This window comes from Pseudomonas sp. MPC6 (assembly GCF_006094435.1).
In the GTDB taxonomy this organism is placed as follows: Bacteria; Pseudomonadota; Gammaproteobacteria; order Pseudomonadales; family Pseudomonadaceae; genus Aquipseudomonas.
The window spans coordinates 403,131-426,014 of record NZ_CP034783.1 but is presented as its reverse complement, the minus strand read 5'-3'; the positions used below and the strand labels follow the sequence as shown (position 1 = coordinate 426,014).

Below are 22,884 nucleotides of genomic sequence, written 5' to 3'. Positions count from 1 at the left end.
GAGGTTGGCTGCGGGGGATAAAGATGGGGGCGGGAACATCATTAGTTACTTGGTGTAATGGATGCTGTCGCGCAAGCACTACTCGTTTGCCTATAAAGGATCAATCGAATAGCCTGCATTTATCGAAAATTTTAGATAACTCAAAGGAGTGAGACATTCATGGCCATTCAATTTTTCGACAGTCCATTCCATGTCACGCATGGAAAAGAAGTCGCCAGTAAAATCGCGCTGAAGATGGAGCTTTCGGTGTTCATCACTGACTGCATCAAAACCCTTGGACTTAACCAGAGTGTGGCCGCAACCAGGTTGAACGTGACCCAATCACGCATTTCAGAGCTCACCACTGGGAAGATCGAGAAATTCACGATCGATGCAATGATGGACATGCTGGATAAACTGGGCTTTCGCACCACGTTTACATTGCCGTCCAACGATGCCGGGGCCACGCCTCAGATCGTTATTTCACAAGCTAACGTCTGCTAGATGTTGTACGAATTTACTGTGGGACTTAGCCCCTTCCGATGTAGTCCGTTTTGTCACGTGTCGCATTTTTTCAATTTCTGCGACACGTTATGAGTACGTGTCGCAGACGACGACATGTTTGGGTCAATTCGCTCCTGCATTAATGGCCTAACCTCAGCGATAGGATGGGCTTGGCGCTCATTCATTTCGCGTACAGATTCCAATAAATCCTTTTGAAACTGATCCAGTTCAACGTCCATTCCTGATATCTCCTTCAGCAAGTCGACTAGGCCATCAGCAGGCCTTTGGGTTATGCAAATTATGGCTGGCCAATAATTATTGCCCAGGCATAAAAATCACTCAGGTCTCCAACCCACGCCACCACCTAGCCACGATTGCGCATCCGTCTCCCTCAAGCTACCTTCAGTCCGTCGCTGCCAATTCAGCGACCGGGCCTGAGAACTCGAATCGATGCAGGAACCAATCGGAGTTCTCGTTATGAATATCTGCAATCCACTGCAAATTCTCGCTACTGGTGCAAAGGCTCACGTCCACAACCGCCCAAACAGCGGAGGTGCACAATGACCAACCCTCAAGACCTCAAAACCATCGGCCTCACCCACTTCTCCTTCCACGCCAACGAACCGCTGTTCCGCATCAACGCCGGTGTCCCGGTGATCCAAGCCCTCTCTCACGCCTCCGACCTGCTCCACGTCGCCAAGCTTCTGGCATCAGATGCCGCCATGGTTCGCGACACCGACCGGCATGCCTGGGCGTCGCATTATTTGCAGGATATGAGCAAGGCGATCATCGATGATGTGGTGAAGGTGCTCGACGCGCCGTGTAACAACCGAGCCAGTAACGTCGCTCCATAAGCAAATAGCACGTAAGAAAAAGCCCTGATTGATCAGGGCTTTTTCAGGTTCAAAACGCCCTTCAACCAACGTAATGCCTGAATTCGTTGCTGTCGCGAATGAGTAATTGCATCAGCTTCGGATGGATAAAAAGCTTCTCCTTGCCCACCTGAACCTCTTCCAAAACGCCAATAGTCACAAGCTCTTTCAAGTAACGAGATGCAGCCTGACGCTGAGCAATTTTCTTTTCGACCACATTGCTTATACGGCAATAAGGCTGCTCGAAAATCACATCCACCAGTTCGCGCGTGTAGGTTTTCGGCAGTTGCTCACGCACAAACTGCATGGTGTGTTCGGACAATGCACGGATGGCCGAAATCTTGGCCGTCGTCCAGCGAGCGGTCTCTTCTACCGCGCTTAGCATGAACAACAGCCATGGTTCCCAGGCTTGTTTGGTCGTAACTTCCAGCAAGAGCCGGTAGTAATCGGCACGGTAGGCAATGATGTAGCGGCTGAGGTAGAGGATCGGCAGGTTCAGGAGGCCTTCCTGGATCAAAAACAGGGTGTTGAGGACCCGTCCTGTACGACCGTTCCCGTCGATAAAGGGATGGATCGCTTCAAACTGATAATGCCCGACAGCCATGCGAACCAGGGGATCGAGCTCGGTTTCGTTGTGAAGAAAGCGCTCCCAGTTGGCGAGAAGGTCGCGCAAGTGCTCCTCCCCTTCGGGCGGGGTATAGATGACTTCACCGGTGCGGTCATTCGCGAGCTGAGTGCCTGGCGTGCGGCGGATATCCAGTTTCACGCCTTTCAGGGTGCGGCAGATTTCTACGGCGGTGTTGGTGGACAACGGTCGTTGGGCCAAGGATAGAAAGCCTTGGTTCAGCGCTGTTCGATAACGCAATGCTTCCTTGGTCGCCGGGTCCGCATGGTTTTCAGTGTCTTGAGCATGCTGGAACAGTAAGTCCGTGGTAGTGACGATACTTTCTATTTCCGAGCTGTCTTTGGCTTCCAGCAGGGGAATGGTATTGATCAGGACCGTTTGGTTCGGAATCAGCTCTGCTGCCTGTTTCAACTCGGCCAGCGCGGTGCGCGCCTCAATGCATTTTTTGAGGACTGCACGTGTTTCCAGCTCGATCGCTGGCGGTAGCAGCGGCAGTTGGTTGTAGGGCCTGTCGGCCTGCCATGGCAGAAGCGGTTCGGTCATGGATGCATTCCTGATCATTTTGTATGTTTTTTGAGCAGAGAGAGGCTTCACTCATGTCGCCAGTGTAGACATGAGGCCTTAACGTGTCGCAATTTTCCGCTTTTTGCGACACGTCTTGGGAACATGTCGCCGCGGACGACATGTTGGCGACACGTGTTACCGAAACGGGATTTTGACGACATGAGCGTTGTGATCGCTTTTCGTAGGAGCCAGGCTTGCCGGCGATAGCGATCCTGAGGACGCCTTCGCCAGCACGCCTGGCTCCCACAGAGTTCGGTGTTCTAATCGACGACCACGGTTTGCACAGTGATACAGCGCTATCCGCACTCATCAGAAATCTCGTCCTTTTTCGAGCAAAATCGCTGGCGAATATCTCGTGCTTCCATCATGGCACTGGCCGTCTTCTCCGATGGTTGTCGCGGTTCGAACGGAAGCCCCTGAGTTGCTACCACCTGACGAAGAAAAAGATGCATGGCGTCATTGATACTAAGACCGCTGGCGCTCAAGACTTTAGCCGCACACGCCTTCAAATCCTTATCAATTCGACAACACACATATGTGGATTTCAACAATACAACCATAGTAATAACCACCATCAGTTGGATTTCTGGTCCAGCATTTTCAATCGTTCAAGCACGCAATAAACATCAGCCTGATCCCTTTCGCGCTCCAGAACCGTCTCGATTCAATGGAGGAAATTTCTGACAGCGCCGAGCTCTGAATCTCAGCCACAAAAAAAGCCCCGAACCAGTCAGGGCTTTTTTCTTCTTCAGCCTTGAATCAGGCCTCGATACCGCAACCGATCATTAGAAAACGTTGATCGGATAATCCACAAACACCCGTACTTCGTTGCCGCTGACGTTGTATTCGCTGGATTTCTGCGACACGCGCAGGACCGAGCTGCGCAGTCTCACGCTCAGGTCTTTGGCCGCGCCGCTTTGCACGACGTACTTGAACTGGTTGAAGATTTCGCGTTCGGTGCCACCTTCGCTGGTGGACGTGGTGATGTTGCTGCCACGCACATAGGCGACGTTGTAGGTCAGGCCCGGAACACCGAAGGTGGTGAAGTCGAGGCCGTAGCCCAGCTGCCAGCTGCGTTCGTCTTCGGCGTTGAAGTCGGACCAGTAGGAGTTCGCCAGGTAGATGGTATTGCCGCCGTCGCCGACACGGCCTTGATCCTTCTGGTAGCCGCCATAGGCATAGCCCAGGTTGCTGTCGCCCGTGCTGCGCTGGTGCGCGAGGGTGAACGAGTGCGGACCGGTGGCGAAGGTGGCAGCCAGGCTCCAGATCTTGTTGTCATCACCGGTAGCACCGCTTTCGCGGACGTAGGAATCGTCCAGCTTGGTGCGGTAGCCGTTGAAGTCCAGGGTCAGGGACTGATCCTTGTCGATCGGGATCGCGTAGTTGGCGTTCACGTATTGTTTCTTCAGCACGTCTTCGACGTCGGAAGCGTACAGCGCAGCCTTGAACTGCTCGGTGAACTGGTAGCTACCGCCCAACACGTTGATCGATTTCAAGCCACCGCTGTCACGGCCTTCCGCGCTCTTGCGCGATTCGGCGGTGAAGCGACCGGCATTCAGCTCCAGGCCTTTGATCTCCTTGGAGGTGATCAGGGTGCCGGTGTAGCTTTCCGGCAGCAGGCGCGAGTTGTCGTAACTCAGCACCGGTAACGCCGGCATCTGGTCGCCGTAGGTCAGCGTGGTGCTGGAGAGACGGAATTTGACCGCTGCGCCGCCCTTGGACAGGTCATTTGCCGCGCTGCCGCTGTCGCCCTTTTTAAAGAAGTCGATACCTTGTGCGCCGGTACGGCCTTTGCCGCCATCCAGGCGCAATGCATACAGACCGAAAGCATCTACACCCACGCCGACGGTGCCTTGGGTGAAACCGGACGAGAAGGTGCCGATGGCCGCTTGGCCCCACTCGGCTTTGTCCGGATTGCCGTCTTTGTAGTCGCGATTGATGTAGGCATTGCGCAGCAGCACTTTGAGGCTGCTGTCTTCAACGAAACCCTTGGATTCGGCCTGGTCGTTAGCCATGGCCTGTGTAGCACTCAACATCCCCAGAGCGATCAGGCTGATTCGCTTGTTCAACATTTTATTCTTTTCCTTATTACGGGTTGATACGCGCTGTGCCCAACGGCTGAAATGGCGCTTTTGCGCTCTTTTTTCACCTTAAAACAATAAGGCCCGCCCACGACGAGTCGCGGCGGGCCTTATTGTAATTTTATGAGTCATGGCGGTTAGCCACAGGCGTTGGGCGAATCGTAGCCGCGCCGTTAACTGTGTGTCAATTTCATGAATCGTCTGTGAATAGGTAGAAATCGTCTAAGAAAAGATTTGCCTGCGTTCGCCCACGGCTCAACCCAAACCATTTACCTGCAGCGAAAACGGGCCAACGAGCGGCATAAAGACTTACGAATTATCTGTCTGAGAATATTTCATTCGGGATCCTTCCATCACATCCCACAAGGCTTCCAGCTCTGCTTCGCTGAATAAACCAGCGGGATAGCGCTCGATCATCGTGCGGCGCGGATCCATCGCAAGCGTCCCATCGGCCTGCAACCAGTGCGGCAGGCTCTGGAGCGATTCGCTGTTTACTGCCGGGGGATGTAACGCCCGCTCGCTCACTTCATTCACTTCGGCGTTCATTCCACGCTCTCTCCAGGTTCGTGAGCGGCTAACTTATCCAGGGTTTATGACAGAACACCGTAGTCCTCCCCTCCCTGTTCAACACCAGGACAGATACAAGAGCTGTGCCAAGGAAACGCAATCGTCGACGGACGGAGACAAAAAAGCCCGCAATCCTGATGGGCTGCGGGCTCTTGCAAGGCACTGAGGAAAAAACCTTGCCGGGTCGATTTTGCTTTTAACTCAAGCTGTTACAAGCGCACTCACTCCTGGTGTGGCGCAGGCTGTTGTTGGGTAAGGCAGTGGATATTGCCGCCACCCAGTAACAGTTCGCGCCCCGGTACCATCACCACTTCGTGCTGCGGAAACAGCGCCTGCAGAATCTCTTTTGCCGGACCGTCCAATGGATCATCGAAACTCGGCGCGATGATGCCACCGTTGACGATCAGGAAGTTCACGTAGGAACCGGCCAGACGAACCGTCGGATTACGTTCCTGAGTGCCGTCCACCGGGTCGACGCCTGCGCACTCTTCTTCGGTCGCATACAGCGGCCCCGGAATCGGCATCTTGTGCACCGTGAAGGGGCGACCCTTGGCGTCGGTGCTGCCTTGCAACACTTTCATTGCCGCCTGGCAGCGCGGGTAGTTCGGGTCTTGCGGATCATCGGTCCAGGCCAACAGCACTTCACCCGGACGCACGTAGCAGCAGAAGTTATCCACATGACCATCGGTTTCGTCGTTGAACAAGCCATCCGGCAGCCAGATGATTTTATCCACAGCCAGGTTCGCGCTGAGCACCGCTTCAATTTCTGCCCGGTTCATGTGCGGATTGCGATTGCGGTTGAGCAGGCATTCTTCAGTGGTGATCAGCGTGCCTTCGCCATCGACGTGAATCGAGCCGCCTTCGAGCACGAAGCCCTCGGTGCGGTAGCGCGGGCTGCGTTCGATCTCGAGGATCTTGCCGCCCACCTGCGAATCACGGTTCCACGGCGAATACAGGCCTCCATCGAAACCGCCCCAGGCGTTGAAGTCCCAATTCACCCCACGGACTTCGCCACTGTCATTGATCACGAACGTCGGGCCGGTGTCGCGGACCCAGGCGTCATCACTGGACATTTCGACGACACGAATATTCGGCATGTCGAGCCGGGCGCGAGCGTTTTCGTATTGACCGGCGGATACCGCCACGGTCACCGGCTCGAAACGGGCGATGGCTCTTGCAACCGCCACGTGTGCGGCTTGCGCCGGTTTGCCACCCAGGCGCCAGTTGTCCGGACGCTCGGGCCAGATCATCCAGGCCTGGGTTTGCGGCGCCCATTCAGCCGGCATGTAAAAGCCGTCAGCGCGAGGGGTGCTGTTCAAAGTGGTCATAGCGATCAGGACTCCAGGGAACCGTCGAGGGTTTTCAGCGCGCCGTACAGGTTCGGGCGACGATCACGGAAAGACCCCCACGCGCTGCGGATGTGCTCGAGCTCGTCGAGGTCGAAACTGTGCACCAGAATACCTTCTTCGGTTTTGTTGAGCTCCTGAACTTTTTCACCAAACTGGTTGGCGATGAACGACGAGCCGTAGAACGTGATGTCGTAGCCGTCCTGTTCTTCGTTGCCGATGCGGTTGCTGGCGATGAGCGGCATCAGGTTGGCGCCGGCATGGCCTTGTTGCACGCGCTGCCAGTGGTCACGGGACGAAATGGTCTTGTCATGTGGCTCGCTGCCGATGGCAGTTGGATAAAACAGGATTTCTGCGCCTTGCAGCGCCATGCTGCGCGCGCACTCAGGGAACCACTGGTCCCAGCAGATGCCCACGCCGATTTTCGCGTAACGGGTGTTCCAGACTTTGAAGCCGGTATCGCCCGGGTTGAAGTAATACTTTTCGTGATAGCCAGGGCCGTCCGGGATGTGGCTTTTACGATAAATCCCGAGGTTGCTGCCGTCGGCATCGATGATCGCGATGCTGTTGAAACGTGCGCGGCCCGCCAATTCATAGAAGCTGATCGGCAGCACCACCTGCAGTTCCCTGGCGACCTTCTGGAAATGCTTGATGGCGACGTTGTCTTCAACGGTCGTCGCCAGCTGCAGGTAATCCGGGTTCGGCTTCTGGCAGAAGTAGGGAGCCTCGAACAGCTCCTGGATCAGAATGATCTGCGCGCCTTTGGCCGCGGCCTCACGGACCAGCTTCTCAGCGGTCTCGATGTTGGCTTCAAGGTCCCAGGAACACGCCATCTGGGTAGCGGCGACGGTAACGATACGGCTCATGAATCGGCTCCTGAGCAAGTGCTTGAAGGTCGAGTGTGGCGTCGACCATGACAAAAATGGGAGCACCGGGTGTGGTGAGGCACACCGTGGCGACGACGACTTTATATCCGATAAATATCGGCTATAAAAGCGACAATCTCTCCATCCGTCTAAATATCGGCAATAAAATACGATAATAATCGAATAAAGTGCGTTCCTGTGGGAGCGGGCTTGCTCGCGAATGCGGTACATCAGTAGACATCAATGTTGAATGAGTAACCGCATTCGCGAGCAAGCCCGCTCCCACATTTGTCCGTGTACACAGGGGAATTGTGTTTACAGACCTTCGGCGAGCGCCTTCGCCAACATGTCGACAAAGAAATCCACACTCTGGCGTGAGGTGACCATCGGCGGTTTGATCTTGAGGATGTTCAAATAATCGCCGGTCGGCTGCATGAAAATACCCAGCTCACGGAGCCGATCACACAGGGCTGTGGTTTCTTGCGTCGCCGGCTCCAGGGTTTCACGGTTGCGAATCAGCTCGACGCCCAGATAAAAGCCGGAACCGTGCACCGCGCCCACCAGCGGATGAATATCGATCAGCGCCTCAAGACGCTGCTTGAAATACCCGCCCACGACCTGCGCGTTTTCCCAGAGCTTTTCTTCTTCCATCACATCCAGCACCGCCATGCCGATCTGGCAACTGACCGGGCTACCGCCAGCGGACGAGAAGAAATACCCCTCGGCCTCCAGCGCTTCGGCGATTTCCCTGCGGGTGATGACTGCGCCCAGCGGCTGGCCGTTACCCATGCCCTTGGCCATGGTGATGATGTCCGGCACCACGCCCTGCTCTTCAAAGCCCCAGAAGAAGTTGCCCATGCGCCCGTAACCGACCTGCACTTCGTCGGCGATGCACACGCCGCCTTGGGCGCGAACCATCGAATAGACCTGTTTCAAATAGCCCGGCGGCAGCGAGATGCCGCCGGCGTTGCCGTACACCGGTTCGCAGATGAAACCGGCGAGCTGACGTTGCTGCCCGGCAATTTTTGCCAGGTTGTGTTCGACGCTGCGCACGTAGTCCGGTGCGCTGCCGGCGCCGCGGAATTCGCCGCGATAGGTGTTCGGCGCGGTCACCGGATGGACCCAGTCCGGGCGGCTGCTCAACGCTTTGGGGTTGTCGGCGATCGAGGTCGAGACCGCGTCCGCGCCCACTGTCCAGCCGTGATAGGCCTCCAGCACGCTGAGCATGTCGCGCCCGCCGCTGTAGGCCCACGCCAGGCGAATCGCCAGGTCGTTGGCCTCGCTGCCGCTGTTGACCAGGAATACGCGATCCATGGAGTCCGGCGACAACTTCAGCAAGCGCTCGGAGAACTCGGCAATCGCCGCGTAGTTGAACCGCGAGTTGGTGTTGAGCAGCGACCACTGACGGCTGGCGACCGCGGCCATGCGCGGGTGACCATGACCGAGCACCGCGACGTTGTTGAGCATGTCGAGGTAAGACCGGCCCTGCATGTCGATCAGGTGATTGCGCCAGCCGCGTTCGATGCGCGGCGGGTCGAGGTAATAGTGTTTTTGCGTGCGGGCGAAACTGGCGTCGCGGCGCGCCAGCAATGTCGCCGAATCGAGTTCGTCTGGTGCATCGCAGGCCAGCCCCAGCAACGCCGCCGGCGACGGGCACAACGCTTGCCAGGCAGCGGCGCGCGATGGCGTGCAAAACAGCGGCGCATCGAACGAAGTGCCTCGGCACAACTGCACCACCAACGGCCCGCTGACCGAACCCAGCACCTGGCCTTTGACCAGCGCCGCACCGGTGTGCAGCGACGGCGTCACGCCCCATAACCGCACGCTCAATTGGGGGCCGTCCAGTTGCAACAGGTTCGGCGCCGGCTGATGAACCACACCGGCAAAAGGCGATTCCACCGCCGTGCCATGGGGCACTTGCAACTCGACGTGCAACGGGAAAGTGTCCGGTTCAATGGCACTGTCCGGCCGGGTACGCGACAACCGGTATTGCCCATAACGGCTGGCCGCCAGGCCGTGAGTCGCCGCCGCTTCGGCCAACAGGCGCTGGTCGATGCCTGCCTGTTCCCAGTTACCGGCGTCGAAATGCGGGCTGAGCACGCCCAAATCGATCAACGCAAACTCACGTCCCACCAGCCCCGGCAGCAGCGGTGCAAAACCTTCGCTGTCGATTGTCGGCAGGCCCTGACCGACCGCGGCAAGAATCGCCGCCTCCATCAACGCCAACGGCACCGAGGTGGCCACGCGGAAGATTTCCCACTCATGGGTCAGGTTGTCGCGACTGTATTCGTTACCCGGATCGATACTGACCTGCTGCTCGCCGCTGAGCACCAGCACCGCCGCCCGCGCGACAATCAGCGGCCAGAGCGCCCGTAGTTCTGCAGGCTGCAACGGATTAACCCGGTGATAGGCCTGGACCGCCGGCAAGATGTAGAAAGGGTCGCCCCCTGCGTGATGCAACAACGCTGCGCACGTCACCGACAGATCGGTAATGCGCCAGGTGCGAACCAGGTCGCCGAAATCGATCACGCCCCGCATTTGCCATTGGCGTTGCGAATCACGCTGCCAGACCACGTTGTCGTCGGTGATGTCCATGTGGATGGCCTGCACTGGCAACTTATCCACAAGCGACTGTAAATGGCGTTCGGCACGTTCGGCCGCATCGGCGATCAGCGCTCGCTGCCGATCGTCCTTGATGATTGGCAACAAATGGGCGATTAACGCGCTGGCATGCCGGGCGTCCCATTGCAGCGTGCGTTCGAGACCCGGATGGTCGAAATTGGCCAGTGCCAGAGCCATTTCGCCACACAGTCGACCGAACCCGGCCACCACCGAACCGGGCAAATGATCCAGGTGCGTGAGTGACTGGCCTTCGATGAAATCGAGCAGGCGCACATGCACCGATTGGCCGCCGACGTCCAGGGTCAGCAGGTCTGCACCATTGTTCGCAGGGATCACCCGTGGCACCTGCACCTCGGGATGTCCAGCCAGATGCCTGAGCCCTGCATGCTGGGCTTGCAGCTCCAGCGCCGAATAATCGCCACGGCAGATTTTCAGGACGAATGGCCCCTGGTCACTGTCAACGCGATAGTTGAGGTCCTGCTGACTGCCAAGGGCCTGCAACCTGCCGCTCAGCCCGTAATGCCCTTCAAGCAACGCCAGCGCTTGCTCCATGGATACTTGCGGACTGGGCAAACTGGCACGATGAATCAACGTGGCGAGCGGCATACAACGACCCCTTTAATTTTATCAGGCGCCTATATCGCCATTGCCGGGGACGATACGCAACCCCCACGGCGCGCAGACTGCGCCCGCAAGCCTAGGCATAATGCGCCTGTACCCACAGGCGCTTGATGCTCATGACCTCGACCCTTCCTCGCAGACCCCGCTGGCGCAGCCTGGCGCTGCTCGCGCTGTGCCTGGCGCCATTGCTGTGGCCGCTGGAGCATCTGGCAGAGCGCTATTACCGCAGCGAACTGGCCGGACAGAACCGTCAGACCCTCGATCTCTACGTCGCCAACCTGTTGGGCACCCTGCACCGCTATGAAGTACTGCCGCAGATCCTCGGCGAGCTGCCGGCCCTGCGAGCCGTCCTCGGCGCACCGGACGATAGCGTCACCCAGGGCAACGCCAACCGCTTATTGAAAAACATCAGCGCGCAGACCGGCGCCGAAGTCATGTACCTGATGGACACCACCGGCAAGACCCTGGCCGCGTCCAACTGGGATAAACACGACAGTTTCGTCGGACGCAATTTTTCCTTCCGGCCCTATTTCAGCGAAGCCATGGCTGGACGGCTCGGGCGCTTTTTCGGGTTGGGCACCACGTCGGCCAAACGCGGTTACTTCTTTGCCGCGGCAGTGCGCAATGGCGAGAAAATTCTCGGCGTGCTGGTGGTCAAGGTTGACCTGGACCATACCGAAAGCCTCTGGGGCAAAACTCCGGAGCAACTGCTGCTGACGGACCATAACGGCGTGGTCATCATCACCTCGCGGCCTGAGTGGCGATTCCGTTCGACCCGGCCATTGAGTGAAGAAGAACGCAAGGCCATCATCGCGATTCAACCCTACCCGACCCGCGATCCAAAACCCTTGAATCTCAACCCCGCCGCCTGGCTGACTCAGACCCAACAGATCAAAGAAACCGGTTGGAACGTCAGCATCCTCGCCCCCCGAACCCTGATCGATCGCCCGGTGCGCACCGTGGTCGCCATCGGTGGCGCGACACTGTTGGTGTTGATGCTGTTGCTCGGCCTGATGATGCAGCGCCGGCGTCACTATCTGGAGCGGATCGCTTTCGAAGCCAAGGCCCGGCACGAACTGGAAGGTCGGGTAGCGGAGCGGACCAGCGACCTGGAAGGCCTCAACCGACGATTGAAAGAGGAAGTGCTCGAGCGCGAACAGGCCCAACAGGAACTGGTTCGCGCCCAGGACGATCTGGTGCAGGCCGGCAAGTTGTCGGCGCTGGGCACAATGTCGGCGAGCATCAGCCACGAACTCAATCAACCGCTCGCCGCCATCCGCAGTTACGCGGAGAACGCCGAAGTCCTGTTGGATCATCAGCGCACCGACGATGCCCGCGGCAACCTCAAGTTGATCAGCGAACTGACCGGGCGCATGGCCTCGATCATTGCTCACCTGCGCGCCTTCGCCCGGCGTGATCGCCACGCCCCGGAAAGTGTCGCCCTGCAACCGGCGCTGGACGATGCCCTGGCACTGCTGGCCAAGCGCCGACGCAGCATGGAAGTCGAACTGATCCGCGATTTGCCGGCCGCCACCCTGTGGGTCGAGGCCGGGGAAACCCGCCTGCGCCAGGTGCTGGGCAATCTATTGGCCAATGCCCTCGATGCCCTGACGGAAAAAGGCCCGCCGCGTAAACTCTGGATAAGTGCCCAATCCACCGACGAAGGTGTCACGCTGTTCATTCGCGACAACGGCCCCGGCTTCTGCCTGGAGGCACTGGGTCGCGCCAGCGAGCCGTTCTATACCACCAAGACCCGCACCCAGGGTCTTGGGTTGGGGCTGGCGATCTGCGAAACCCTGATGCGCGCCTTTGGCGGTGAACTGTCGTTCTCCAACCACAAGGAAGGCGGCGCCCTGATTACCTTGAAGTTGCGCCCAGGCGCACCGGGCGTGAGCCTGCAACCGTCCGAGGACCGAAGTGCATGACCATCGACAACCGCATTCAGGTGGTGTTGATCGACGACGATCCCCACTTGCGCCAGGCCCTGAGCCAGACCCTGGATCTGGCCGGGCTGAAGATCCTGCCGCTCGCCGAGGCCAAGGGCCTGGCCGGGCAACTGGAGCGCGACTGGCCCGGCGTGGTCGTCAGTGACATCCGGATGCCCGGCATGGACGGGATCGAACTGCTGACCGAACTCCACGCCCAGGACTCGGAGCTGCCGGTGCTGCTGATCACCGGGCACGGCGATGTGCCGTTGGCGGTGCAGGCCATGCGCGCCGGGGCTTACGATTTTCTGGAAAAACCCTTCGCCAGTGACGCGCTGCTCGACAGCGTACGCCGCGCGCTGGCCTTGCGCCGACTGGTGCTGGACAACCGTAGCCTGCGTCTGGCCCTGAGCGATCGTAATGCGCTGAGTGCCCGACTGGTCGGGCAATCGGCGCCGATGCTGCGCCTGCGCGAACAGATCGGGGCATTGGCGGCGACCAAGGCCGACGTGCTGATCCTCGGCGAAACCGGTGCCGGCAAAGAAGTGGTGGCCAGGGCGCTGCATGACCTGTCGAGCCGGCGTAACGGTCCGTTCGTGGCGATCAACGCCGGAGCCCTGGCCGAATCGGTGGTTGAAAGCGAGCTGTTCGGCCATGAGCCTGGCGCCTTTACCGGCGCGCAGAAGCGCCGGATCGGCAAGTTCGAATTCGCCAACGGCGGCACGCTGTTCCTCGATGAAATCGAAAGCATGAGCCTGGACGTGCAGGTGAAATTGCTGCGCATGCTGCAGGAGCGCGTGGTCGAGCGCCTGGGCGGCAACCAGCTGATCCCGCTGGACATCCGCATCATCGCCGCGACCAAGGAAGACCTGCGCCAGTCCGCCGATCAGGGGCGCTTCCGTGCCGACTTGTATTACCGGTTGAACGTCGCGCCGCTGCGCATTCCGCCCCTGCGTGAGCGCGGCGAAGATGCGCTGTTGCTGTTCCAGCATTTCGCCGATGAAGCCAGCGCCCGCCACGGTTTGCCACCCCATGAACTGCAACCGGGGCAACGCGCCCTGCTGCTGCGCCACACCTGGCCTGGCAACGTGCGTGAACTGCAGAACGCTGCCGAACGCTTTGCCCTGGGCCTGGAACTGGCGCTGGACAACAGCGCGCCTGACGCGGCTGCCGGCAGTACGGTAGAGGTGGTCAGCGGCGGTCTCAGCGAGCAAGTCGAAAACTTTGAAAGGAGCCTGATTGCCGCGGAACTGGCACGCTCTCACAGTTCCGTGCGCAGCCTCGCCGAAGCCTTGGGCGTTCCGCGTAAAACCCTGCACGACAAACTGCGCAAGCACGGGCTGAACTTCGCCGACAGTGGTGCCCATACCACCAACGACGAGCTCGACTGAGTTATCGTCAAACCATCATCTTCATGCCTGAGGCCCGTTAATGAACCGCGACAGCCGTCACCTGGAATCGATCCTTCACCACGACATTCCCCTGACGCGGGACATGGGTCTCACCGTACTCGACTGGCACGACCAGCAACTGCGCCTGCACCTGCCGCTGGAAGCCAACGTCAACCACAAGAGCACCATGTTCGGCGGCAGCCTGTATTGCGGTGCGGTACTGGCCGGTTGGGGCTGGCTGCATTTGCGCCTGCGTGAAGCCGGCGTCGAGGGCGGGCATATCGTGATCCAGGAAGGGCACATCAGCTATCCGCTGCCGGTCACGCGCGATGCCACGGCGATCTGCCAGGCGCCGAGTGCGGCGGTCTGGAACAAGTTTCTGGCAATGTATGAACGCTATGGCCGGGCGCGGCTGACGCTGCATTCACGGATTGTGAATGCGGGGAGTGAGGAGGATGCGGTGACGTTTACCGGGCAGTACGTGCTGCACCGGTAAATCACAATGCCACATTGGTTCATGGAGCTGGCTGGCATTTGGGCAAGTTGTCTCGTCCCCGTCAGGAGCGTGCCAGCTGCAGCAGTTTCTCCCGCCACGCAGCCTTGGCCGGCAGCGCCAGGAAGTACTCGTTCAACAACGACTCCCGCGCCGGATAGCGGAACGGCTGACCGCGCAAATCCAATACCTCGCCCCCAGCCCCTTCCAACACACCCTGTGCCGCCGCCGTGTCCCACTGCGAAGTCGGCGCCAGGCGCGGATAGCAATCCGCGGCCCCTTCCGCCAACAAACAAAACTTCAGCGAACTGCCGATATTGGCCAATTGCAGCTCACCCAGGCTGTCGCTCAACCCGGCCAGCAAACGCTCTTGCTCCGGACTCGAATGCCGACGACTGGCCACGACCGTGAACGCTTCGCCCATCGCTGGAACGTCACGCACCTGAATCGGCGACGGTTCGCTACCCTGGTCGCCACGCCAGGCGCCCAACTGCGCGCCACCGACGTAAAAGCGGCCGTTGGTCGGCATCGACACCACGCCAAACACCACGCGCCCCTGCTCGATCAACGCGATGTTGACGGTAAATTCTTCGCTGCCGGCGATGAATTCCTTGGTCCCGTCCAGCGGGTCCACCAGCCACCAGCGCTGCCAGCCGGCGCGTACGCTCAGCGGGATGTTGGCGTCTTCTTCAGACAAAACCGGAATCGTCGGATCCAGCGCGGTCAGCCCGGCCAGAATCACATGGTGGGCGGCCAGGTCTGCGGCAGTGACCGGCGAGTCGTCAGCCTTGGCGGTCACGGCGGTGCCGATGCGCCAGAACGGCAGGATCGATTCCCCCGCCTTCAATGCCAGCTCGACCACCGGCGCCATCAACGGATGAGGGAAGTTCATGGCAGAAATACCCCGCGCTGAGTCAGCAGGTCACGGACCAGATACAGCGACGCCAAGGCACGACCCTCAGTGAACCGCGGGTTCTGCGCCAACGCCGACAATTCACGCAGGTTGATCTTGTCCACGCCCATTGGCTCAGGCTCGTCGCCTTCAAGACGTTCTTCATACAGATCGGTGGCCAGCACCACTTGAATCTTCTGGCTCATGTACCCGGGCGACAACGACAGCTCGGTCAAATGCTCCAGTTGCCGCGCGCCATACCCGGCCTCTTCCTTGAGCTCACGCTCGGCCGCCGCCAGCACGTCCTCGCCCGGCTCTATCAAGCCCTTGGGGAGGGACAACTCATATTCATCGGTGCCACCGCAGTACTCTTCGACCAGTATCGCGTGGTCCACATCCAGCATCGCGACGATCATCACCGCGCCATACCCGGCGCCCTTGCCGACCAGTCGCTCATAAGTGCGCTCCACTCCGTTGGAAAAGCGCAACTGCACCGCTTCGACGCAGAATAAACGGCTGGTGGCGACGATCTCGCGGGCGAGGATGGTGGGTTTCTGGCGCATGAGCGGCTCCTGGGTGATAGCGGGTTACTATACCCGGCCTATCCTGATTGTTTACTCCGGATATCTTTTTTGCCGCTGGAGAAGTTTTTTATGTCCCTGCTGCCCTGGCACGACATCGACACCGTTCTGCTGGACATGGACGGTACGCTGCTGGACCTGCACTTCGACAACCATTTCTGGCTGGAGCACCTGCCCCAGCGCTACGCCGAGTTGCATGGCGTAAGCCGGGCCATGGCCGAGATGGAATTGCAGCCCCTGTTCGAGCGCAATGCCGGGCAGTTGCAGTGGTATTGCCTGGATTTCTGGAGCGCCGAGCTGAACCTGTCGGTGCGCGAGCTGAAACTGGAAACCGCTCACCTGATCGCCCTGCGCCCGGATGCGGACACGTTCCTGGCGGCGATCAAACAGGCCGGCAAGCGCGTGGTGCTGATCACCAACGCCCACCGCGACTCACTGTCACTGAAGCTGGAAAGAATCGAACTGGCGCCGTACTTCGAGCGTTTGATCAGCTCTCACGATTACGGTTTCGCCAAGGAAAACCCGCAGTTCTGGGATGCCTTGCAGGCGGACATCGGTTTCGACCCGGCGCGCAGTCTGTTTATCGACGACACCTTGCCGATCCTGCGCAGTGCGCGCAATTTTGGCGTGGCGCATTTGTTGGCGGTGAGTGAGCCGGACAGTCGCAAGGGGCCGAAGGACACGGCGGAGTTTGCGGCGGTGGGGGATTATCGGGAGTTGATAGCAGGGCTTTAGACCGAGTCACGCCCTTCGCGGGCAAGCCTCGCTCCTACAGTCCGGGTCGTTCACCATATGGGCGTACGACGTGGACCTGTAGGAGCGAGGCTTGCCCGCGAACGCCATCACCTGCACTTGAGCCTTATTCAGGAATCCGCAACGACTGCCCCGGATAAATCTTGTTCACATCCTTGAGCATCGGCTTATTGGCCTCGAAGATTTTTTGATACTTGTTGGCATCGCCATACACGCGCAAGGAAATCGCACTAAGGGTGTCGCCCTTCACAACCGTGACAAAGGTTGCAGCCTTCACCACCGGCCCGGTCACCGTAATCTGGTCATCCACGCTTCCCACGCCGGCGATGTTGCCCACCGCCAACAGAATCTTTTCCTTCTCTTCCTGACTGCCGACTTCACCCGTCACGGTGACCTTGTCGCCATCCACTGTCGCCTGCACATTCGGGTTACCCAGGCCGACCTTGCTGATGTGTTCCTTCAACTGCTCGCTGGCATTGGCATTGCCCGGCGTCAGCAGATCGATAAGCTTTTCGCCTGCTTCTTTCACAAAGCTAAAAATACTCATGGTGCACTCTCCTTGGGTTTTAGGTTCCAGACGCAAAAGCCTAGACCAAGGTTGTAACCCTCGGTTGCCACCCGACCAATGACGCCGCTTCCCCCCAGGCGCTAGAATCCGAAGCTTCACCGCGCCCTGGAGCGAAGATGGACATCAAGCAGCTGAAATTCCTCATCGCCCTCGACGAAACCCGCCATTTCGGCCAGGCCGCCGCTCGCTGCCACATCACACAGCCGACCCTGTCCATGCGCCTGCGCAGCCTCGAAGAAGAGCTCGAGTTGCCATTGGTCAACCGTGGCCAGCGCTTCGAAGGCTTCACCGCACCGGGCGAGCGGGTGCTGGCCTGGGCACGCACCGTACTGGCCGCCTGCGATGGCTTGCAGGCCGAAGCCGCCGCCTGTCGCGGCAACCTGGTCGGTACCCTGCGCCTGGGCGTCGTGCCGCTGTCGAGCTTCGATCCGCTGCCACTGATGCAACGGCTGCATGCCGATCACCCGAACCTGCGCTTCGAACTTTCGTCCCTGAGTTCCGAACAGATCCTCGAACAACTGGCGAACAATCGCCTGGATATCGGCGTCTCATACCTGGAACGCCTGGACGGTGAGCGCTTCGATTCCCTGGCGTTCAGCGAAACCCGCATGGGCCTGCTCTACGATCAACGCTTCTACACCTTCGGCGAAGCTGCGTTGAGCTGGGAATCGTTGATCGAATTGCCGCTGGGCATGCTCACCAGCGGCATGCATTTTCGCCAGTCCATCGACCACAACTTTCACAGCCGCGGCCTGACCCCGCAGCCCTTGTTACAGACCGACGCCGTCCATCAGCTGATACAAGCCGTGCACGGGGGGCTGTGTTGCGCCGTCATGCCGTTGGAGGGCGGTCTGGAAAACCTCACGGATCATTTGCGCCTGCAGCCGATTGAAAACGCACAGACCCTCGGCAAATTGGGGTTGATCATGCGTCGCAGCGCACCACGTTCGGCATTGGCCGAGGCGTGTTTCGCGATCTATCAGAAATCGCCGACCAGCTCTTGATCGACGGCATCTATCGGCAGATCAGTAATAGCAATTAGACGCGACACGTTGACGCGCATAGGCTTAAAGCTGATCAAACCGTCGGTGATGCCATGAACGCCAAGCGTCCTGTCTGCGCGGCGCCTGCCCTCGAAACGCCCGCGCCCTCTGCCAGCCAGACCTACAGTTACAGCAACCTTCGCCAAACCGAAACGCAAAACGCCGAATCGGACAGCGCCGCGCTGGCCGAGGAAGTCGCGCTGGCGATTGCCTACAACGGCATCAGCCAGGCCGTGATGCTGGTGACGCCGACGGATCTCGAGGATTTTATCGTTGGCTTCAGCCTCGGCAGCGGCATCATCGAAGACGTCTGCGACATCTACGACATGCAACTCAGCGGCTCGGGTTCAGCGCAATACGCACAAGTGACCATCGCCAACCGCGCCTTCTGGAACCTCAAGCAGCAACGTCGGCAACTGGCGGGCACCAGCGGTTGCGGGCTCTGCGGTGTCGAAGCGGTCGAACAGGCGTTGCCCGACCTGCGAGTCTTGCCCGGCGCCCCCCTGCCGCCTGTGGAATGGCTCGACGGCCTGCGCCAGCGCATCGGCGCGTTCCAGCCCCTCGGCCAGTACAGCGGCGCGGTGCATGCGGCGGTGTTCATGGACGCCAAGGGTGAATTGCTGCTGGGCCGCGAAGACATCGGCCGGCACAACGCCCTCGACAAACTGATCGGCGGGCTGATCCGTCAGAAGATCCCGACTGCAGGCGGCCTGGCTATTGTCACCAGCCGTTGCAGTCTCGAATTGATCCAGAAAGTACTGCGCGCCGGCATCCAGACCCTGGTCAGCCTGTCGTCGCCCACCGGCCTTGCCGTGCAATGGGCCCGCCGCCACAACCTCAATCTCATCCATCTGCCCCAGAAAAATGCACCGCGGGTCTACAGCCCGGCATTGGAGAATCAAGCGTGAGTCAACATCGTCAAGCCGATCAGAAACCCGTCCCCCGCTATAAGCCCTACAAAGGCCCGGCCGGTGGCTGGGGCGCACTGATCAGCGTGGCCCAGGCCTGGTTGACCAGCGACAACGCGCTGAAAAACCTGCGCATCATGCTCAAGACCAACCAGAACGGCGGCTTCGACTGCCCCGGTTGCGCGTGGGGCGATTCGCCGGAAAAGGGCCTGGTGATGTTCTGCGAGAACGGCGCCAAAGCGGTCAACTGGGAGGCGACCAAACGGCGTGTCGATGGTGCGTTCTTCGCGAAGCACAGCGTCAGGTCGTTGCTGGAACAGAGCGACTATTGGCTGGAATATCAGGGCCGTCTGACCGAGCCGATGAGCTACGACGCCGAAACCGATCGCTACAAGCCGATCAGTTGGGAAGCGGCGTTCGCGCTGATCGGTAAACACTTGCAAGGGCTGTCGAGCCCGGATCAGGCCGAGTTCTACACCTCGGGCCGAGCCAGCAATGAAGCGGCGTATTTGTATCAGCTGTTCGTGCGCGCCTACGGCACCAATAATTTCCCCGACTGCTCGAACATGTGCCACGAGGCCAGCGGTGTGGCGTTGGCGCAAAGTGTCGGGGTCGGCAAAGGCACCGTGACCTTCAACGACTTCGAACATGCCGATGCGATTTTTGTATGGGGCCAGAACCCGGGCACCAACCATCCGCGGATGCTCGAACCGTTGCGCGAAGCCGTGAATCGCGGCGCTCAAGTGGTCTGCATCAACCCGTTGAAAGAGCGGGGACTGGAACGCTTCCAGCACCCGCAGCACCCGATCGAAATGCTCACCAACGGCGACAAGCCGACCAACACCGCCTACTTCCGCCCGGCGCTGGGCGGCGACATGGCGATCCTGCGTGGCATGGCGAAATTCCTGCTGCAATGGGAGCGCGATGCGCAGAAGGCTGGCACACCCGCGGTGTTTGACCACGACTTCCTCAATGAACACAGCGTCAACGTGCTGGAATACCTTGGTGTCATCGACGACACCTCCTGGGCGCAAATCGTCGAGCAGTCCGGCCTGACACTGGTGGAGATCGAGCAAGTCGCTCGCATGTACGCCAAGGGCAAGAACGTGATCATGTGCTGGGCCATGGGCATCACCCAGCATCGCCATTCGGTGGCGACCATCCAGGAAATCGCCAACCTGATGCTGCTGCGCGGCAACGTCGGCCGACCGGGCGCCGGCCTGTGCCCGGTGCGTGGCCACAGTAACGTGCAGGGCGACCGGACCATGGGCATCAACGAATGTCCGCCGGTGGCGTTCCTCGACTCGCTGGAGCGTCGCTTCGAGTTCAAGGTGCCGCGGGAAAACGGCCACAACGTGGTCGAGGCGATCCACGCCATGGCCGATGGCCGGGCGAAAGTGTTCATCGGCCTGGGCGGCAACTTCGCCCAAGCCACCCCCGACAGCACCCGCACCTTCCAGGCCCTGGCCAATTGCGACCTGACCGTGCAGATCAGTACCAAGCTCAATCGCAGCCATCTGGCCCATGGTAAAGACGCGCTGATCCTGCCGTGCCTGGGCCGCACCGACATCGACATCCAGACCGAAGGCCCGCAAGCGGTGACCGTGGAGGACTCGTTCAGCATGGTCCACCCCTCAAACGGTCAGCTGCAGCCGCTGTCGAACCAGATGCGCTCGGAGCCGGCGATCATCGCCGGTATCGCCGCCGCGACCCTGGGCAGCCAACCGGTGGACTGGCATTGGCTGGTGGCCGATTACAGCCGTATCCGCGACCTGATCGCCGACACCATTCCAGGCTTTCGCGATTTCAACGAGAAGATCCGCACTCCGGGCGGTTTCTACCTGGGCAACAGCGCCGCTGCCCGTCGCTGGAGTACGCCATCCGGGCGGGCGAATTTCCGCCCGAACGTCCTGCCCACGGACCTGGTGCACGAACGCACTCGAGCCACTGGGGTGTTGCCGGACCTGATCATGCAGTCAATGCGTTCCCACGATCAGTACAACACCACCATTTATGGCCTCAATGACCGTTATCGTGGAGTCAAAGGTCAACGGGACGTCTTGTTTGTGAACGAGGCCGACATCATCCGCCTGGGGTTCAAACCGGGGCAGAAGGCGGACATTGTTTCGATCTGGGATGATGGCCGCGAGCGCCGGGTGAAAGGCTTTACGCTGCTGGCGTTTGATATCCCTGCCGGGCAAGCGGCGGCTTATTATCCGGAAGTGAATCCGCTGGTACCGCTGGAAAGCGTCGGGGATGGCAGCCATACGCCGACGTCGAAGTTTGTGGCGATCCGGTTGGAAGCGGCGAGTGAGACTGGGCTTATCATGGCCAAATCGGCTTGATGCTTAGCCTGAGCCGACGCCTTCGCGAGCAAGCCCGCTCCCACATTCGATCGCATTCCTTCTGGAAGAACTCGGTCAACTGTGGGAGCGGGCTTGCTCGCGAAGGCGATGGAACATTCAACGAATCTTTCGGATCAATACTTTTCAAACACCCACAAAAAAGGCCGTTTTTTCACAAAAACGGCCATTCCGAAGTAACTAAAGACCGGCGAAAAACCATTAAGTTCCCCCTAAAAAACAATAACTTATAGAATTGTGTTGAAGTCGTGTTACTCGTCGGATTTCGATTGTAACAACCATGACACAGCCTCAGGATCGCGTCGTCATCCCCTTGAGGTTTCTCTATGAAGTTCTCCTCGATTCTCTTGTTGTCCCTTGGCCTGGTCAGTGGCTTCGCTTCTGCCGGCGGCACCACCGAAGCAGGTGTGGGCGGCGCATTGGGCGGGGTTCTGGGCTCGGTCGTCGGTCAGTCGTTAGGCGGCAGTACAGGTTCCACCATTGGCGCGGCCCTGGGCGGCGCGGGTGGTAGCGCAGTTGGCGCAGACAAACGCAGCCGCGGCGAAGCCGCCATTGGCGGTGCGTTGGGCGCAGCAGGCGGTAACGTGGTCGGCCGCAGCATGGGCGGCACCACCGGCAGCCTGATCGGCTCCGCAGCAGGTGGCGGTGCCGGTGGCGCGCTGGGTAACTACATGGGCAACAAGAGCGATGACGACGATGATGATCGTCGCAGCCGTGGTGATCGTCGCTACCGTGGCGACAACCATGACCGTGGTAACCACTACGGCCATCGCAAGCATCATCACAAGAAGTACCGCCGTCACTGAGGCCTGCATGGCTTCAGACGGCAGATAAAAAATCGCAGCCCGATGGCTGCGATTTTTTTTGCCCCTCAAACCACCAACTGCTCCAGCGACCCGCGCAACGCGGGAGGGATCGCCACCGGCAGATTTGACGCCCGATCCACGAACACATGAACAAAACGCCCCGCCGCACACGCCTCCGCCTCCCCGGCCTTGAACACCGCCAGCTCATACTGAACCGAACTGTTGCCCAGCTTGCCCACGCGCAAACCGATCTCGATCCGGTCAGGGAAGGCGATGGAGGCAAAGTAATCGCAAGCCGAACTCACGACAAAACCCACGACTTCACCGTCATGGATATCCAGGCCGCCGACTTCGATCAGATAGGTATTCACCGCCGTGTCGAAAAAGCTGTAGTAGGTGACGTTGTTGATGTGGCCATAGGCATCGTTGTCATGCCAGCGGGTAGTGATGGGTTGGAAGTGGAGATAGTCGGTGCGTTGGGGCATCGGGGTGGACATCAGTGTCGGTTCCTGAA

At 59.6% G+C, this 22,884-nt stretch carries 22 protein-coding genes; 10 read left to right on the top strand and 12 right to left on the bottom strand.

Annotated features, from left to right (window positions below):
- Nucleotides 1-159 precede the first annotated feature (159 nt).
- A complete protein-coding gene (locus ELQ88_RS03920; protein WP_138963754.1) occupies nt 160-483 on the top strand; it encodes an XRE family transcriptional regulator in 324 nt (107 codons plus the stop codon).
- Between the two features lie 53 nt (nt 484-536).
- On the opposite strand, the gene ELQ88_RS03915 is transcribed toward ELQ88_RS03920, so the two are convergent.
- Nucleotides 537-722 carry a hypothetical protein gene (locus tag ELQ88_RS03915; RefSeq protein ID WP_138963752.1) on the bottom strand — a complete coding sequence of 62 codons (186 nt, stop codon included), beginning with the start codon at nt 720-722 and terminating at the stop codon, nt 537-539.
- A gap of 321 nt (nt 723-1,043) precedes the next feature.
- On the opposite strand from ELQ88_RS03915, the gene ELQ88_RS03910 reads away from it, so the two are divergent.
- On the top strand, nt 1,044-1,337 hold the full coding sequence (locus ELQ88_RS03910) for a DUF3077 domain-containing protein (RefSeq protein ID WP_138963750.1): 294 nt from the start codon (nt 1,044-1,046) through the stop codon (nt 1,335-1,337).
- Between the two features lie 61 nt (nt 1,338-1,398).
- On the opposite strand, the gene ELQ88_RS03905 is transcribed toward ELQ88_RS03910, so the two are convergent.
- The 7 genes from ELQ88_RS03905 to ELQ88_RS03875 all read right to left on the bottom strand — a co-directional run bounded on the left by ELQ88_RS03905 (nt 1,399) and on the right by ELQ88_RS03875 (nt 10,632).
- Complete coding sequence (locus tag ELQ88_RS03905) at nt 1,399-2,523, bottom strand: Fic family protein (protein WP_138963748.1); 1,125 nt, start codon at nt 2,521-2,523, stop codon at nt 1,399-1,401.
- Nucleotides 2,524-2,840: 317 nt separating this feature from the next.
- On the bottom strand, nt 2,841-3,104 hold the full coding sequence (locus tag ELQ88_RS03900; RefSeq protein ID WP_138969480.1) for a type II toxin-antitoxin system RelB/DinJ family antitoxin: 264 nt from the start codon (nt 3,102-3,104) through the stop codon (nt 2,841-2,843).
- Nucleotides 3,105-3,329: 225 nt separating this feature from the next.
- Nucleotides 3,330-4,616 carry an OprD family porin gene (locus ELQ88_RS03895; RefSeq protein WP_128873814.1) on the bottom strand — a complete coding sequence of 429 codons (1,287 nt, stop codon included), beginning with the start codon at nt 4,614-4,616 and terminating at the stop codon, nt 3,330-3,332.
- 318 nt (nt 4,617-4,934) lie between these two features.
- Nucleotides 4,935-5,171, bottom strand: coding sequence for a hypothetical protein (locus ELQ88_RS03890; RefSeq protein ID WP_128873815.1), 237 nt, complete (start codon nt 5,169-5,171; stop codon nt 4,935-4,937).
- A 242-nt stretch (nt 5,172-5,413) separates the two neighbouring features.
- Complete coding sequence (gene aguA, locus ELQ88_RS03885) at nt 5,414-6,520, bottom strand: agmatine deiminase (protein WP_138963746.1); 1,107 nt, start codon at nt 6,518-6,520, stop codon at nt 5,414-5,416.
- A gap of 5 nt (nt 6,521-6,525) precedes the next feature.
- Complete coding sequence (gene aguB / locus ELQ88_RS03880; protein ID WP_138963744.1) at nt 6,526-7,404, bottom strand: N-carbamoylputrescine amidase; 879 nt, start codon at nt 7,402-7,404, stop codon at nt 6,526-6,528.
- A gap of 315 nt (nt 7,405-7,719) precedes the next feature.
- Entirely contained in the window at nt 7,720-10,632 is a 2,913-nt protein-coding gene (locus tag ELQ88_RS03875) for an aminotransferase (RefSeq protein ID WP_138963742.1), read from the bottom strand.
- A gap of 131 nt (nt 10,633-10,763) precedes the next feature.
- Here ELQ88_RS03875 and ELQ88_RS03870 point away from each other — a divergent pair, with 131 nt between their 5' ends.
- The 3 genes from ELQ88_RS03870 to ELQ88_RS03860 are packed head-to-tail and all read left to right on the top strand — an operon-like array spanning nt 10,764 to nt 14,459.
- Nucleotides 10,764-12,572, top strand: a complete 1,809-nt coding sequence (locus tag ELQ88_RS03870) for an ATP-binding protein (RefSeq protein ID WP_138963740.1) — start codon at nt 10,764-10,766, stop codon at nt 12,570-12,572.
- Entirely contained in the window at nt 12,569-13,963 is a 1,395-nt protein-coding gene (locus ELQ88_RS03865; RefSeq protein WP_138963738.1) for a sigma-54 dependent transcriptional regulator, read from the top strand. The genes ELQ88_RS03870 and ELQ88_RS03865 overlap by 4 nt, the downstream gene beginning before the upstream one ends.
- 40 nt (nt 13,964-14,003) lie before the next feature.
- Nucleotides 14,004-14,459 (top strand): thioesterase domain-containing protein, encoded by a 456-nt coding sequence (locus tag ELQ88_RS03860; protein WP_128873821.1) that lies wholly within the window; start codon nt 14,004-14,006, stop codon nt 14,457-14,459.
- A 61-nt stretch (nt 14,460-14,520) separates the two neighbouring features.
- Here the strand turns inward: ELQ88_RS03860 and cysQ are convergent, their stop codons facing one another.
- Both cysQ and nudE read right to left on the bottom strand, forming a co-directional pair.
- Nucleotides 14,521-15,348, bottom strand: a complete 828-nt coding sequence (gene cysQ / locus ELQ88_RS03855; RefSeq protein ID WP_138963736.1) for a 3'(2'),5'-bisphosphate nucleotidase CysQ — start codon at nt 15,346-15,348, stop codon at nt 14,521-14,523.
- Complete coding sequence (gene nudE / locus ELQ88_RS03850) at nt 15,345-15,911, bottom strand: ADP compounds hydrolase NudE (RefSeq protein ID WP_128873823.1); 567 nt, start codon at nt 15,909-15,911, stop codon at nt 15,345-15,347. The genes cysQ and nudE overlap by 4 nt, the downstream gene beginning before the upstream one ends.
- A gap of 90 nt (nt 15,912-16,001) precedes the next feature.
- Between nudE and yrfG the strand changes: the two genes are divergently transcribed.
- A complete protein-coding gene (gene yrfG, locus ELQ88_RS03845; RefSeq protein WP_138963734.1) occupies nt 16,002-16,664 on the top strand; it encodes a GMP/IMP nucleotidase in 663 nt (220 codons plus the stop codon).
- Between the two features lie 124 nt (nt 16,665-16,788).
- Here the strand turns inward: yrfG and lysM are convergent, their stop codons facing one another.
- Nucleotides 16,789-17,229: a peptidoglycan-binding protein LysM gene (lysM, locus tag ELQ88_RS03840; protein WP_017335932.1), complete on the bottom strand. Its 441-nt coding sequence runs from the start codon at nt 17,227-17,229 to the stop codon at nt 16,789-16,791.
- 137 nt (nt 17,230-17,366) lie between these two features.
- Here lysM and ELQ88_RS03835 point away from each other — a divergent pair, with 137 nt between their 5' ends.
- The 4 genes from ELQ88_RS03835 (at nt 17,367) to ELQ88_RS03820 (ending at nt 22,370) form a co-directional block, all read left to right on the top strand.
- Complete coding sequence (locus ELQ88_RS03835; RefSeq protein WP_128873825.1) at nt 17,367-18,254, top strand: LysR family transcriptional regulator; 888 nt, start codon at nt 17,367-17,369, stop codon at nt 18,252-18,254.
- A gap of 92 nt (nt 18,255-18,346) precedes the next feature.
- Nucleotides 18,347-19,201: a formate dehydrogenase accessory sulfurtransferase FdhD gene (gene fdhD, locus ELQ88_RS03830; RefSeq protein WP_128873826.1), complete on the top strand. Its 855-nt coding sequence runs from the start codon at nt 18,347-18,349 to the stop codon at nt 19,199-19,201.
- Entirely contained in the window at nt 19,198-21,546 is a 2,349-nt protein-coding gene (locus tag ELQ88_RS03825; protein WP_138963732.1) for an FdhF/YdeP family oxidoreductase, read from the top strand. The genes fdhD and ELQ88_RS03825 overlap by 4 nt, the downstream gene beginning before the upstream one ends.
- Nucleotides 21,547-21,890: 344 nt before the next feature.
- On the top strand, nt 21,891-22,370 hold the full coding sequence (locus tag ELQ88_RS03820; protein ID WP_128873828.1) for a glycine zipper domain-containing protein: 480 nt from the start codon (nt 21,891-21,893) through the stop codon (nt 22,368-22,370).
- A gap of 65 nt (nt 22,371-22,435) precedes the next feature.
- On the opposite strand, the gene ELQ88_RS03815 is transcribed toward ELQ88_RS03820, so the two are convergent.
- Nucleotides 22,436-22,867, bottom strand: coding sequence for a thioesterase family protein (locus tag ELQ88_RS03815; protein ID WP_128873829.1), 432 nt, complete (start codon nt 22,865-22,867; stop codon nt 22,436-22,438).
- Nucleotides 22,868-22,884 lie beyond the last annotated feature (17 nt).

Coding starts and splice junctions, on each gene's coding strand:
- ELQ88_RS03920 (WP_138963754.1), top strand. CDS start 160: ATGGCCATTCAATTTTTCGACAGTCCATTCCATGTCACGCATGGAAAA.
- ELQ88_RS03915 (WP_138963752.1), bottom strand. CDS start 722: ATGGACGTTGAACTGGATCAGTTTCAAAAGGATTTATTGGAATCTGTA.
- ELQ88_RS03910 (WP_138963750.1), top strand. CDS start 1,044: ATGACCAACCCTCAAGACCTCAAAACCATCGGCCTCACCCACTTCTCC.
- ELQ88_RS03905 (WP_138963748.1), bottom strand. CDS start 2,523: ATGACCGAACCGCTTCTGCCATGGCAGGCCGACAGGCCCTACAACCAA.
- ELQ88_RS03900 (WP_138969480.1), bottom strand. CDS start 3,104: ATGGTTGTATTGTTGAAATCCACATATGTGTGTTGTCGAATTGATAAG.
- ELQ88_RS03895 (WP_128873814.1), bottom strand. CDS start 4,616: ATGTTGAACAAGCGAATCAGCCTGATCGCTCTGGGGATGTTGAGTGCT.
- ELQ88_RS03890 (WP_128873815.1), bottom strand. CDS start 5,171: ATGAACGCCGAAGTGAATGAAGTGAGCGAGCGGGCGTTACATCCCCCG.
- aguA (WP_138963746.1), bottom strand. CDS start 6,520: ATGACCACTTTGAACAGCACCCCTCGCGCTGACGGCTTTTACATGCCG.
- aguB (WP_138963744.1), bottom strand. CDS start 7,404: ATGAGCCGTATCGTTACCGTCGCCGCTACCCAGATGGCGTGTTCCTGG.
- ELQ88_RS03875 (WP_138963742.1), bottom strand. CDS start 10,632: ATGCCGCTCGCCACGTTGATTCATCGTGCCAGTTTGCCCAGTCCGCAA.
- ELQ88_RS03870 (WP_138963740.1), top strand. CDS start 10,764: ATGACCTCGACCCTTCCTCGCAGACCCCGCTGGCGCAGCCTGGCGCTG.
- ELQ88_RS03865 (WP_138963738.1), top strand. CDS start 12,569: ATGACCATCGACAACCGCATTCAGGTGGTGTTGATCGACGACGATCCC.
- ELQ88_RS03860 (WP_128873821.1), top strand. CDS start 14,004: ATGAACCGCGACAGCCGTCACCTGGAATCGATCCTTCACCACGACATT.
- cysQ (WP_138963736.1), bottom strand. CDS start 15,348: ATGAACTTCCCTCATCCGTTGATGGCGCCGGTGGTCGAGCTGGCATTG.
- nudE (WP_128873823.1), bottom strand. CDS start 15,911: ATGCGCCAGAAACCCACCATCCTCGCCCGCGAGATCGTCGCCACCAGC.
- yrfG (WP_138963734.1), top strand. CDS start 16,002: ATGTCCCTGCTGCCCTGGCACGACATCGACACCGTTCTGCTGGACATG.
- lysM (WP_017335932.1), bottom strand. CDS start 17,229: ATGAGTATTTTTAGCTTTGTGAAAGAAGCAGGCGAAAAGCTTATCGAT.
- ELQ88_RS03835 (WP_128873825.1), top strand. CDS start 17,367: ATGGACATCAAGCAGCTGAAATTCCTCATCGCCCTCGACGAAACCCGC.
- fdhD (WP_128873826.1), top strand. CDS start 18,347: ATGAACGCCAAGCGTCCTGTCTGCGCGGCGCCTGCCCTCGAAACGCCC.
- ELQ88_RS03820 (WP_128873828.1), top strand. CDS start 21,891: ATGAAGTTCTCCTCGATTCTCTTGTTGTCCCTTGGCCTGGTCAGTGGC.
- ELQ88_RS03815 (WP_128873829.1), bottom strand. CDS start 22,867: ATGTCCACCCCGATGCCCCAACGCACCGACTATCTCCACTTCCAACCC.